The 12,949-nt window shown below is 53.3% G+C and carries 9 protein-coding genes; 1 reads left to right on the plus strand and 8 read right to left on the minus strand.

Annotated features, from left to right (window positions below):
* Window positions 1-117: 117 nt before the first annotated feature.
* The 7 genes from ACR0L3_RS09630 to ACR0L3_RS09660 form a co-directional block, all read right to left on the minus strand.
* Complete coding sequence (locus tag ACR0L3_RS09630; protein ID WP_480745501.1) at window positions 118-1,926, minus strand: ABC transporter ATP-binding protein; 1,809 nt, start codon at window positions 1,924-1,926, stop codon at window positions 118-120.
* Between the two features lie 120 nt (window positions 1,927-2,046).
* On the minus strand, window positions 2,047-3,117 hold the full coding sequence (locus ACR0L3_RS09635) for a nucleotidyltransferase family protein (RefSeq protein WP_480745502.1): 1,071 nt from the start codon (window positions 3,115-3,117) through the stop codon (window positions 2,047-2,049).
* A gap of 47 nt (window positions 3,118-3,164) precedes the next feature.
* The gene (locus ACR0L3_RS09640; protein ID WP_480745503.1) at window positions 3,165-4,226 is read right to left on the minus strand and encodes a hypothetical protein; all 1,062 of its coding nucleotides are present in this window, start codon (window positions 4,224-4,226) and stop codon (window positions 3,165-3,167) included.
* 1,071 nt (window positions 4,227-5,297) lie between these two features.
* Complete coding sequence (locus ACR0L3_RS09645; protein ID WP_480745504.1) at window positions 5,298-6,077, minus strand: IclR family transcriptional regulator; 780 nt, start codon at window positions 6,075-6,077, stop codon at window positions 5,298-5,300.
* Window positions 6,078-6,088: 11 nt separating this feature from the next.
* Complete coding sequence (locus ACR0L3_RS09650; protein WP_480745505.1) at window positions 6,089-7,447, minus strand: TRAP transporter large permease; 1,359 nt, start codon at window positions 7,445-7,447, stop codon at window positions 6,089-6,091.
* Entirely contained in the window at window positions 7,447-8,112 is a 666-nt protein-coding gene (locus ACR0L3_RS09655) for a TRAP transporter small permease (RefSeq protein ID WP_480745506.1), read from the minus strand. Before ACR0L3_RS09655 ends, ACR0L3_RS09650 begins: the two co-directional genes overlap by 1 nt.
* Window positions 8,113-8,180: 68 nt before the next feature.
* Window positions 8,181-9,419, minus strand: a complete 1,239-nt coding sequence (locus tag ACR0L3_RS09660) for a TRAP transporter substrate-binding protein (RefSeq protein ID WP_480745507.1) — start codon at window positions 9,417-9,419, stop codon at window positions 8,181-8,183.
* 109 nt (window positions 9,420-9,528) lie between these two features.
* Between ACR0L3_RS09660 and ACR0L3_RS09665 the strand changes: the two genes are divergently transcribed.
* A complete protein-coding gene (locus ACR0L3_RS09665; protein ID WP_480745508.1) occupies window positions 9,529-11,124 on the plus strand; it encodes a GMC family oxidoreductase in 1,596 nt (531 codons plus the stop codon).
* Between the two features lie 303 nt (window positions 11,125-11,427).
* Here ACR0L3_RS09665 and ACR0L3_RS09670 read toward each other — a convergent pair whose 3' ends face one another.
* Window positions 11,428-12,945, minus strand: coding sequence for an ABC transporter permease (locus tag ACR0L3_RS09670; RefSeq protein WP_480745509.1), 1,518 nt, complete (start codon window positions 12,943-12,945; stop codon window positions 11,428-11,430).
* Window positions 12,946-12,949: the final 4 nt, after the last annotated feature.

Here is a 12,949-nt window from a genome sequence, read left to right on the forward strand (position 1 = left end):
TCCCATTTTCAGGACTAAATTACAAAAATGTAAAATAATCATAACCTTATGCCAAATTTCACTCAGAGAAACTTCTGATCCGTCCGTTTACATTTTCTGCTCAACGGGTGCTGAAATTTAGGCAGCTCCACCTTCGATATTCTTAAAATAAGAGTTTTGATTGGACAGTTCGGTAAATGTGCCGTCCCCAACAACACGGCCCTGATCCAGAACTATGATTTTATCGCTGTTCTCAATAGTGGTCAGGCGGTGCGCAATCATTATTATGGTTTTTCTTCCGGCAAGCGCGCTTATTTCGTTCATCACGTCTCGCTCGGTTGCGTTATCCAATGCGCTTGTCGCCTCGTCAAAAACGATTACTTCCGGATTGTTGTAAAGCGCTCTGGCGATGCCAATTCGCTGGCGCTGCCCGCCCGACAGGCGAACGCCTCTTTCTCCTACGGCCGTTTCGAAACCATTGGGCAGTTCATTCATAACAAAATCATAGATTTGCGCCATTCGGCAGGCTTGCTCGACCTGCGCCATCGAAATCTGTTCTGCGGGGACACCCATAGCAATATTCTGTGCAATTGTTGAATCTGTTAGAAAGATTTCCTGCGGGACATACCCAACATTTGCTTGCCAGGATCTGATATTCTCAGATGTTAACGCCACCCCATCAATAAGTATGTCACCTTGCGAAGGGGACAGCAGACCAAGCAGAACATCGACTAGTGTTGTTTTCCCTGCTCCGGTGCCTCCGGCAATTCCAACGGTCATGCCCCTTTTGATAAACACATTCACGTCAGACAGCCCTTCGGCTTTCGCACTTGGGTATTTGTAGGAAACCGAACGCAGCTCCAAGCTCTCACGTAATGGTAAAGGTTCTGCTGGCTCGTAGGGGAGGCGTGCGAGGGAATGTCCTTTCTGAAGGTCATTGTAAACGTCATCAACCGCCGCCGCGCCATAGCGCATCGTTGTTGCAGATGCATACATTGTTTGCATCGTTGGAAGCAGTCGGTAACCAGCAAACGCATAAAGCCCCAACAGTGGCAGGCTTTTTGCAATGGCCTCCCCTGCGACCCCACCGTTTCGGATCACTAGGATCAACGTCAACACAACGATCCCGCCGAATGCCATGACCTCTAGTGCAAACCTTGGAACTTGCCTGAGTGTTGCATTCGCGGCTCTAACGCGGGCCTGAGTGCGCGCTGGATCAGAATAGGCCAAAATGTAATTCCGCTCTCGGCCAAGTAGCCTGATCTGTTTCACCCCGCCCAGTGCTTCACCGGCTATCCGAAAGCGTGCCTTATTTGACCTAAGAACAGCTTCACCCATGCGCTTTATCAAAGGCTTGAGGAAGGTAAAGAGCACTAGATAACAACCGCCTAAAACCAATACAGAGACGATCGTCATTACGGGTTCCGTCCACAGCAACAAGGACACAATAAATACAAAAGTCACGAGGCTGTTGATTATGTCCGCACCAGGTTTGTAGGCGTCGCCTACTACCCTATGCGTTTCACTTAAAATGTAGGTCGACAGGTCGCCCGTATGACGATCAAGAAAGAACGCATAAGGCTGTCTCATATATACTTCGAGCAGCCTGCGAGACAGGCTGTACTCTCTCATCATAACCCAGCGATTGATGGCATATACAGCGATGCTTCGCAGTAGGGCGCTTATAAGGATCATCGCGAAGACCCCAAACCCAAGCGTTATCAGAAAACCATCAATCGAGGTGAACCCCATCGTGTTGTAAACCCAAGAGGCATACTCGTTGGTTTCGACAAGTTCAGGATTCCCCAAGATCGAAAAGAAAGGCATTATTGATGCGACACCAAGAGTGTCACCAATACCCTTGAGAAGAATAAGAACTAAAACGCCTAGTCCAGTACGCTTTTCCCGCGGCGAGAGCATCGCCAATGCTTTTCTAAGAGTTTCCACTACAATGATAACTCAACTTATGAATTCGAACTCAGGTTCGTCCGTTCTTACTTTCCAAAAGTATGTGCTCAGTGTCCAGAACCTTTCGCCGGCCGGCCCTTTTCCGTTGAAGATTGAAACTCATCTGAGGTTTTTTTGAATCCTACGGTGATTTTGCCAAACCCGCTTCCACCACGCGGGCTTAAACAAGCTTTGAAACACGTAGCGACGATATTCAGGTGACCGTGCCAACGCCTTCGCTCTCGTTTTCAGCAGCAGTGGCAAATACATTGCCTTTCGAGACCGCGTTCCACCATATCTGCGTAAAATTGGTTTCAAGGCTGCGGCAGACATCGATTGATTGAACGTCTCCCCCGTCCTGCCTTCCAGAACGTCCGCCATGGCCTCAAACTCGGTGAATACATCTCCGAGGCCGCCAGCCTCCAACCGTTTTCTGACAGCATCTCGGGAGCATTGGTGGCGCAAAGCCGTCCAATCGACCCAAGCGCGCAAATCCACCTCACCGCCGTGGTGATGCGCGTGAGACAACAGGTGGCACGCGCGATCATCGGCCGCCATAACGGACAGCCCCTCTGTCCCGACTGGAACGCTCCGGGATAATATGGTCGAAGCGGGAAGAATTTTCCCAATAGGGTCTCGACCCACTTTCGTGTGCAATTCTAAAGGCAATTGCCACTTAGGATGTAGAATCTTGGGCAAATGGTGCTCAGGTAACTTTAAGCCACGCTCGCCGATTTGTTGGCTTTGGCCGAGTTCTGTATCCAAGATAGACTGAGCACCGTTAGCAACCAACAATTCCTGAGCGCGCAACGCCTCTGACTCCGGCACAAGGATGTCAAGATCGCCAGTAAATCTTATGGCCGGATCAGCATGCAACGGGTCCAGCACGTCGCCCCCACCTTTCATAACCACTGCGGGGATCTTGGCTTGCGCAAAGACTTTGCCAATCACAGCCAACTGTTTTTGGGTTTCTGCCAAGCGTTTTTCGTTGGCGTGATACATCGTGATGAAATAGACGTATAAATCGCGCGGCACGGCGGATTGCAGCACTTCATGCCGAGCCAATACCAGCCCGATCAATGCGTGTACATGATTTGTCTGGCCAACCCGAACCAGTTCCTCTGGCACAGCTTCAGACAGGGTTCTGGCAGCTTCCTCAGGCGGGGTGCCGGCAACGTAGGTCTGCAGCATCTGCAATACTGCGCGGTGAGCGACGGATAATTTCCTATATGTCGTTGTCATTTGGCGAAAAGGTCCAAGCAAGCTTGGTTCGACTGCTCAGACGAAGAGTATTCAAGGCTGTACGTGGGGATAGCATTACACAAGCGAGCCAAGGTGCCAATCTGTGGGTTATCACGGTTCGGTCGGGCACCAGACGAAATACAGGCAACGAACGCCTCTTGAGCGGACAACTTATTTAGCTTGAATTCTGAGTTCACTCCATAGCGCGGCATCACAATCGCCGCAATCTCATGGCTTGTTCCAACCTCTGACGCGGCAGGAAGTGAAAGATAACTAACTCCTTCGCGCGAGCTTTGATACATATCGTACCGGCCCCGCAACTCTTCGACCTCTGGAAGGTTTTTAGCTTTGGGCTTCACCGCGGCGGCTGTCGGAAATGCCAAAATCGACGTGCCATCCAAGCTCAAAGGCACATGGTCGTCGGCCAAAAACTTACAACCGCGTGACACTAGACCCTGCGTCAGCGTCGATTTCCCGAACCCGCTATCACCGATGAAGACAATAGCGCGACCTTGCTCATTACAAACTGCAGCACCATGAAGAACAGCCCCGACACGCTCAGACCCGCAAAGTCGGGCGGCGGCTTCCTTCAAAAGCAAAAACCGTGCTTCGTCTCTGTCTGTCCGACTCCAAAGCGCGGTACCGTTATAAGTCAGAGCCAAGTCGCCCTCAGGCTCGCAAACACAGCGGAAGACGTCGGCGCTAGATTCTGCTACTGAAGATCCGACATTAGGTTCGAGAATCTCGTTCAGCTCTGTAGCCAGAACTTCGTCATCTGTTTCCACTGAAAAAGACCCGTGTCGAGACCGATAAGTAAGTGTCTTTTTTTGGATAGGCGCGGCCAAACCGGAAATGGGCTTCGGGAATGGAGCAGGGGATTCATTGAACAGCCCCGCTGATCTCCAATCTGCGATTATCGCTCGACCGACTTCGACGGCCTCCGCGGACGTGGGAACAACCTCATCATTTAAGTGTTGGACGATGACCCGGCCGACTTCCGATAACGAATTAGCCTCTCGCAAGCTGTCCATCACAGCAGCGCCAAGAGAATTGGTCACAACAATCGCCCCGCTGCGACGTGAAAAAAGCGCAACGTGATCCCCAAGTGCCTCTCGAGCCAATTCAGAGGCGCGCAACTTTACTGTCTCGCAAATCGTCAATTTTACAACTTCAATTAAAAAAGATGCCCCGCAAACGCTAGGGCATCCTTTTATTACAAGCTAAATTGCGTTTTCGCTAGCATATAAAGAGCGAAACACAAATTATGTTATCGTGAATTTCCAAACGAACGCCGCGCCGACCCCCGACGCATTCTCATTTGACGTCTTCTTCTTCTCATCGCAGCTCTTCTTCTTCTCCTGCGATTACGTCTTCTCTTGCGGCGCGGGGTGTGCCCATAATCATTGTCATGATCGTCATGGGTGTGCCCACTAGCAGATGACTTTGCTACGGCTTCCGAAGCTGAAAGAACTACAGTCGAGGCGCCGCCTACAACTGCCGTATATTTCAGAAGGGATGCCAAAACTTCGCGGCGTTCAGGACTCGCGATGTCTTGTTCAATGTTATTTCTTTCAATATCACTCATCGATTTGGATTCCCCAAAAATAATCGTAACCAAGTTAAATATACTAAAATTGCGCAAAATTGCCAATATTTTTTCACATTTCTGAGTCGAGGATAAATTCAGCTTTTAAAATGCTTCGCTCGTGAAAGCAAAAAGAGCTGCTTTAAGATGGTCTCGCCAGGTGTCACGTGGAAAACGGTCCATCAATATTTATTGGCCCCTTAGCTTCACCATTTATAAATACGGTATTATTTATAGACACTTAGTGTGATCTGCGGGCTGGTTAAGCTCGACTGGCAAAAAGGCACAAGAGTGCCCATTCCAACATGCAACACCCAACGTGACAACATTTGCCAGTAACTGCCCTTTAGGAACGCCTATTGAGCGCGCGTTACTGCAATCGGCTCATTTTTTTGCGGCACCTGTGTCGAAGCTACAATTTTACTAGCAAGCGATTCTATTTGGCGAAAAAGTTGAGATCGTATTAGTTAACGCCCGATAAAAAGCTAGAAATAGACACCCGGGCTCTTCGTTCAGTTTAAGCAGAGTGATAAAGTAAAACCGTTTAATCAGCCAAAAGCCCAGACAGCTTGTCAGCCCCCTGTCGGAGAGCTGTCAGAAAGCACATCAGGCTTTGGACGCCATGACGCTGGGTCGGAGCGTGCACCGACAATGTGCCTACCAACCGGCCCTGCCCGTCTCGAATAGGTACAGCAAGGGCAGTCATGCCGGTCATGAATTCTTCATCGTCGGTGGAAAACTGGTTCTCGGAAATACGCAGTACTTCCATCCTTAGGGCTGCGGGGTCTGTCAGGGATCGTGCCGTTTGCGGCTGCAGATTTCCCGCTGACAGAAACCCTTCCAACGTTTTTTGCCGTAATGTGGACAAGTACATCTTGCCACTAGCAGTGCAATGGAACGGCACTTGAGTGCCAACCGGCAGCTGAATGCGCAAAGGCCATTTGGTCTCCACGCGGTCCAGATAGATCATACCTTCACGGTCCGGGATGGCCAAGTTGCAGGTCTCGCCCACCTCTTCGGCCACGCTGCGTAATATTGCTAAACGCGCTGTGCGCAGGTGTTCAGAAGACATGGTATTGACCGACAACAAGCGCAAACGGCGACCAGGGCCATAAGATCGGCCATCAAGATCGCGCTGCAAAAACCCTTCAGCCTCGGCGGTTTGCAACAGTCGGTGAACGGTGGGTTTTGCCAGACCCAATGTTTCGATCAGGTCTGACGGTTTGACAGCAACCCCGCGCCTTGCAACCTCTTCAAGGATAAGCAGCAGACGCAGGTTCGTCGGGATTTGAGTTTCTTTCTCTTGTGTATCCGTCTCGGCCATCCCGCAACATTCTAGTTATTTGGAAGCAGGATCAAGGCCAGATCAGGCACCAGTGATACCAAAATCCAGACCGACAACAGAGCCACCAGATAAGGCACCGTATAGCGCAGTAGCCGGAAGTAAGGCACGCCCGTCACACCAGAGGCCACATAGAGGTTCAACCCATACGGAGGTGTGATGAACCCAATAGACGCTCCCACAAGGAAGATTACCGAGAAATGGATCGGATCAATTCCAACCGACGCCGCAATCGGCGCCAAAATCGGGGCCAGAATGATCGTGACCGGAAGGCTTTCCAGTACCATACCCGAGAAGAAGACGATCACCATCGAGGTGAACAGCACCGCGTGATAGCCGCCCATCGAGGTTACGAAGTTTCCAATGGTCTCTTGCGCGCCGAGCAGTGACAAGATCTGCTGCATCACAACCGAAATCGCGATCAGCGGCGCAAGGATACCGGTGATCTGAGCCGACCGGATCACGATCGAGGGGATCTCGGGGATCGTGAAACCTTCGACCACAAACATCTCGGCAAAGGTCTTCTCGGTTGGTGGAATGTCGTTGCGAGCGCCCATAATCCGGTTGATCGGATAGCTGACCAGCCCTGCGATGACGCAGAATCCCACGGTTACACCTGCCGCCTCGGTTGGTGAGAATTTGCCTGTGTAGATACCCCACAGCACCAGCCCGATGGCGAAGAAACCCAGCCACGCGCCAAACGCGGTCTTTAGCACCCGATTCAGTTGCAGTGGGATCAGATGGCCCCAGCCGTTCATGCGGCAGATGATCCAGCAGGCAAATTGCATACCAAACACCATCAGCGCACCGGGCAGGATACCGGCTACGAACAGCTCGGAAATTGGCAGGTTCATCAAGAACCCATACACAATGAAGATAATGGACGGGGGAATGATGATCCCAACCGTGCCGCCCGCCGCAGCGGTTGCCGCGCTGAACCGTTCGTCATAGCCGCCCTTGACCATTTCAGGGTGCAGCATCGATCCAATCGTGGCTGTTGTGGCCGAGTTTGACCCCGAGATCGCCGCGAATAGTCCGCATGCGCCAAGCGACGCCATTGCCAGCCCGCCACGTATCCAACCTAAACAGGCGTATGCGAAATCGCTGAGCCGTCTTGCAATGCCCGACTTGTTGATCAGGTCTCCGGTTAGAATAAACAGCGGCATTGCCAGAAGGGCAAAGCCCTTGTTGAACACGTTCAGAAGCTCAGCGCCCATGTTGTCCAGTGTCAGGCCAAGGACAAAGGAACAGCCGATGACCCAATAGCCGATAACCAGCAGAACCGGTACGCCCAGCATGAACAGAAAGGTGACCCCAACCGAGATCAGTGTAACTATGGTTCCGTCTGTCATTAGTCTGCCCCTATGACCGCTTGTTTGATCAGCGGTTCGCCTGTTTTCCAGTTGTGCAAATCATCGGCGAGGTTCTGAAACACCCGCCCGACCATCAGAAAGAAGGACAGCGGCGCGGCCAAAAGGAACCACCACTGCATGATGTTGTCAGTACCCAGAACGATCTGAAAGTTTGATGCCGACAGCGCCACCAGCCGAGTGGTGGTCACGATGACAATTACCGCGAAGATGTACCAAAGCACTGCGTCCAGGAACAGGCACGCCAGCTGCCCGCCGCGCGGCATCGAAGTGCGGAATTCGCTAAAGCTCAGATGTGTACGCAGCCGCACGTTATATGAGGCCCCGAACCAAGCCATGACCATGAACAGCAACGGAGGGATGGTAGTGGACCAGGGTTCTTGATCGTTGAACACAAACCGGTCGATCACCCCCCAGAAGATGATGAAAGCAATCGCAAGGTACGAATAGACCATTACCGCACGCTCAAAGTGGCGTTCGACAAACGGCACTTTCCGGTAAATCCACATGATGAGGAGCCCACCCAGGGCCGAGACGACTGCGCCCACTACCCATGTTGCGTCGGATTCCAGCGCGGATTGAATCTCGAATGAATCGAAGGTGAATAAAGCACTGAATATTGCGCCGACATCTGCCCAAAATGACATGAACCCCGTCCTCCCAGTCGGTATTTAGTGGAACCGGCCCACACGGGCCGGTTCGTATTAAGCTTAGGTTAGGCTTCGCCTTTCCACCAGCGGCGCGGCTCGACGTTTTCCGCGATTGTGTCAGCGGGGATCTCACGCGCGATGTCGTAGATCTCTTGATAAGTATCGATGCCACCTGCCCATTTGTTGATCCGCTCGCGCCACTGCGCCCACGGCTCGGGGTTGTAGTTGGGCGCGCACATTTCCTCGGCCAGTTTGATCTGGTCGTCCGCCAGGAAGGCCGGACGCACACCGTTTTCGGCGAAGATTGTGTGGGGCAGTTGCGGTTCCGAGAAGCCAACAGTGTTCAGAAGCGCCGCTTCGTTGGCACCCTGAATCAGGGCCTGCGTGAAGTAGGACGATTCCATAACCGCATCCTGCAGCTCGCCACCCAGGCTATCGAAGACTTTCGAAGACATAGACGTATGTTCGGTTCCGCAGAAGAACTTGAGGTTCACCGACTGGGAAACCACCGGCGCCATGTTGGCGTAAGCCACAGCCGAGGCCCATGTTTCCGCACCATCAATCAGACCGGTTTTCAGCGCGTCGAGCGTTTCTTCCCACGCGACCGGCACCGGATTCAGGTTCAGCAGCTGCATGGCGATTCGACCCAGCTGAGTACCCGTCACGCGGTTCTTGGTGCCAAACAGCTCTTCCAGCTTGGTGACGGTTGGCTTGTCGGCAAAGTTCGCGCCCATTTGCAGGCCACGCAGTTCACAATGCGTAAACAGGAACTTCAGACCGTGCCGTTTTTCCAGCGGATCACGCAGGATGCGCTGGCTCGCCGGGCTGTAGAAGAAGTGATACTGCGCCGCGCGGCTGGGGAACATGTAGGCATAGTCCAGCACGTTCAGATAAGGCGCGCCACCTGCCGAGTTCTGAGTCGACGCCGCGTAGATGTCGACGATTCCCTGCTGGGTCTTCTCAACGCAGCTCAGCTGTCCGCAGATCTGGTTGTCACCGATGAACTCGATACGAATCTCACCGTCGGTCCGTTCCTCTAGATCGCGGGCAAATTCAATCGCACCTGCGCGTTCGATCAGCAGGTTGCGGGTGTTAAAGCCCGACGCGCCGAATTTCAGCGTGTGCTTCGGCTCTTTTGAGAACCGCTTTTCGTAGGTTGATTCGGCTGCCTGCGCCAGGTTCGCCAGGCTCATCGCACCGCCAAATCCACCTGCCGCCAGCAAGGTGGAACTCATGCCGTAACGGCCCGCAACACGGAAGAAATCCCGCCTTGAAATACCACTTAGTTTCCGACCAATTTCCATTGCTTACCTCCCTGTTCGCAATTATTGAGACGTTTTGTATCAAAAAAGGCTAGTATAGTTCGATCAATTTGCATAGAGTTTTTTTCAACGACTTTTGGAGGAGACAGTCATGGAGGTGGATTATGCAGTTGTTGGCGCGGGATCTTCGGGCTGTGTCATCGCCAATCGGCTAAGTGCCGACCCGGGTACAACTGTAGCGTTACTTGAGGCTGGTGGTCGGGATACAAACCCTTGGATTCACATCCCTGTCGGCTATTTCAAAACCATGCACAATCCTTCGGTCGACTGGTGTTATCGGACCGAACCTGACCCTGGCCTGAATGGGCGTTCAATCGACTGGCCTCGCGGCAAGGTTCTGGGTGGCTCTTCTTCGCTGAACGGTTTGCTTTATGTACGCGGTCAGAAAGAGGACTATGATCGCTGGCGCCAAATGGGCAACGAAGGCTGGGGCTGGGACGATGTGCTGCCTCTGTTCAAACGCAGCGAAGATCAAGAACGAGGCGAGGATGAATTTCACGGGGTCGGCGGCCTCCTTTCCGTGTCGAATATGCGCATTCAACGCCCGATTTGCGATGCATGGGTCGCTGCAGCTCAGGCTGCGGGCTATCCGTTTAATCCAGACTATAACGGCGCCGAGCAAGAGGGTGTTGGTTATTTCCAGCTAACCACTCGCAATGGACGCCGGTGCAGCTCCGCTGTGGCTTACCTAAAACCGATCCGAGATCGGCAGAACCTCAACATCATCACCAATGCATTGGTCAGCCGGATCGTTCTGGACGGGAAAAAAGCGACTGGACTCGTTTATCGAGATCGTTCGGGCGCAGAGAAAACGTTGAAAGTAAGACGTGAAATCATCCTGTCTGGCGGAGCAATCAACTCGCCCCAAATCCTGATGTTGTCAGGGATCGGAGACCCGGATCATCTGAAAGAAAACGGTATCGAGCCGTTGCATGCTTTGCCCGGCGTAGGCAAAGGGTTGCAGGATCATTTACAAGCGCGCCTTGTTTTCAAATGCAACGAACCAACGCTGAATGACGAAGTTCGCAGCCTGTTCAACCAAGCCCGCATCGCATTGAAATACGCCCTGTTCCGAGCGGGGCCAATGACGATGGCCGCCAGCCTTGCGACGGGCTTTATGAAGACACGTCCCGACGTTGAAACACCTGACATTCAGTTTCACGTCCAGCCGTGGTCCGCAGACAGCCCAGGCGAAGGGGTGCATCCCTTCTCGGCCTTTACCATGTCGGTCTGTCAGTTACGTCCCGAAAGCCGCGGAGAGCTGCGGCTAGACGGGCCGGACCCGTCAAAGTATGTCAAAATTATCCCGAATTACCTGTCCACTGAAACGGATTGCCGAACCATTGTCGACGGTGTGAATATCGCGCGCAATATTGCTAAGCAAAATCCTCTGGCCTCTAAGATTTCTGAAGAATTCCGTCCCTCAGCAGACCTGAGCATCGACGACTATGAGGGCACGCTGGATTGGGCCCGATCGAACTCGACCTCAATCTATCACCCAACAGGAACATGCGCGATGGGCTCATCGGACGCTTCGGTCGTTGATGCGAAGCTTAGAGTCCACGGGATCGCGAACCTTCGAGTGGCCGATTGTTCCATCATGCCGGAAATTGTCAGCGGCAACACAAACGCCCCTGCAATCATGATCGGGGAAAAGGCCAGCGACCTGCTCGCATCGAATGCTTGATCGGTTATCGTGAACGCTTTGCACACGTTGCGAAACCGAGCAAGCGATTCAGACACTGCACCCACGTGAGGCGCGTTACACGCCCTCACGCTTGCAGCCAAATAAAACCCGATGTCATTGATCGAACGGACTGAAATTATTGCAATTCAGTGCGTGTTTCAGGGTTTGCGGGTGTGTGATTCAACTGGGCGACCGTCTTTTGGCAATAGGGTGTTGCGCTATACGATCGCCATATTGGTCTAACAAGAAGCCAGTGCCAGTTTGTCACCCGCCCCAAGGCGGGTGACAATATCGCGCCGGACGTTATCTCTTTCCGGCCACTATTCGATCCAGAATAAGTGCGCAAAACAGAATTGCCAGACCGGCCAATATGCCCTGCCCAGCCGCGGCATATTGCAGGGCTTCCAGCACGTCTTCGCCCAGTCCCTTCGCCCCAATCAGCGAAGCGACGACAACCATGGCCAGTGACATTAAGATAGTCTGGTTTACGCCAGCCATAATGGTCTTGTGAGCCAACGGAAGATCAACTCGCCACAACAGGTAGCGCGGTGTCGCACCAAAGGCCAAAGCGGCTTCTCTGACGGTTTCGGGCACCTGTTGCAGGCCAAGGACAGTGAACCGGATGACCGGCGGGCTGCCAAAGATCATTGTCGCGACCACACCCGCAGGTTTACCCGAGCCGATGAAGGCCACCACTGGGATCAGGTACACGAAGGATGGCATTGACTGCATGAAATCCAGAATGGGCCGTACAATGGCAAAAGCTCGCGGACGGCGGGCGCAGTAGATGCCCAGCGGTATGCCCAGCGTGATAGAGATCAGTGCGGCGGCCCCCAACAAAGCGATTGTGGTCATCGCTTTTTCCCAGAAGTCCAGCAGGCCAAGATACGCCAAGGCTGCACCGGTGAAAATCGCAACGCGCGGACCTGCGGACAGGTAGGCCAGCATGACTATGACCAGCGCCACCACCGGCCAGGGTGTATCGACCAGCACCACCTCAATCCAATCCAGAAGGGTGCGCATCCCATAGGTCAACCCGTCAAAGAAGCCGCGCCCAGCAGTCTTGGTCCACTCGAAGACGGCTTGCACACCATCACCCACATTCAAACGCCAGTCGCGGTTGGTAGGGAAGGTTTTAAGCACCGCGACCGCATCCGGTTGGGCGAACTTGATCATGGAAAGAATAACGACCACGCTGGTCAGCGCCGTCGCCACAATCAGACGAGGGACCGACCATCCATGTGCGACACTGGAGTCCGAACGCCAACGTGCGAATTGTCCCTCGAGCGTCCAGTTGGCCAGCGAAGCAGCCAAAAACTTGACCGCCAGCAACAGCACAATACCGACCGCCAGATAGGTTAGGCCGGTTGAATCTGCACTGCGGGCGGCGTCCTGCGCCCCTGCCAATGCTCCTTCCAGCGACTCAGCGGCGCGTTTAAGGGAATCGAGTGTCGCTGACCCGGACTGTTCCGCGGCTGCAATCTGCTGTCGACGCAGCTCAAGCGTTTGCTCAATCTGCTCGGCGCGTTCACGGAATTCACGCCCAAGGTCACCGAACAACCCAAGCCCAATCTGTATATAGGCCAGCGTTTCCAGTACCAAAAATCCCAGAAACCAAGACCACAACCCGCGGGCACCGAACCAGATCGGACCCAGGATTGCTGCAGCCTTATTCAGCGTGAACCGGTAACCAGGCGCCTGCATCATGTAGGAAAAGGTCTTTTGGTAATAGTCCTGTCCTTGACCCACAAAATCGCTAATCAAGCCGTTCAGGCGGTCAGCGGTTTCCGGTTGGATTTGTTGCACATCAACATGTTTCATATCG

Source organism: Ruegeria sp. CK1 (genome assembly GCF_056536545.1).

Bases quoted from the DNA above. Each gene is read 5' to 3' on its own strand.
- ACR0L3_RS09665 (WP_480745508.1), top strand. From the start codon at position 9,529: ATGGAGGTGGATTATGCAGTTGTTGGCGCGGGATCTTCGGGCTGTGTC.
- ACR0L3_RS09635 (WP_480745502.1), bottom strand. From the start codon at position 3,117: ATGCTGCAGACCTACGTTGCCGGCACCCCGCCTGAGGAAGCTGCCAGA.
- ACR0L3_RS09670 (WP_480745509.1), bottom strand. From the start codon at position 12,945: ATGAAACATGTTGATGTGCAACAAATCCAACCGGAAACCGCTGACCGC.
- ACR0L3_RS09655 (WP_480745506.1), bottom strand. From the start codon at position 8,112: ATGTCATTTTGGGCAGATGTCGGCGCAATATTCAGTGCTTTATTCACC.
- ACR0L3_RS09645 (WP_480745504.1), bottom strand. From the start codon at position 6,077: ATGGCCGAGACGGATACACAAGAGAAAGAAACTCAAATCCCGACGAAC.
- ACR0L3_RS09660 (WP_480745507.1), bottom strand. From the start codon at position 9,419: ATGGAAATTGGTCGGAAACTAAGTGGTATTTCAAGGCGGGATTTCTTC.
- ACR0L3_RS09650 (WP_480745505.1), bottom strand. From the start codon at position 7,447: ATGACAGACGGAACCATAGTTACACTGATCTCGGTTGGGGTCACCTTT.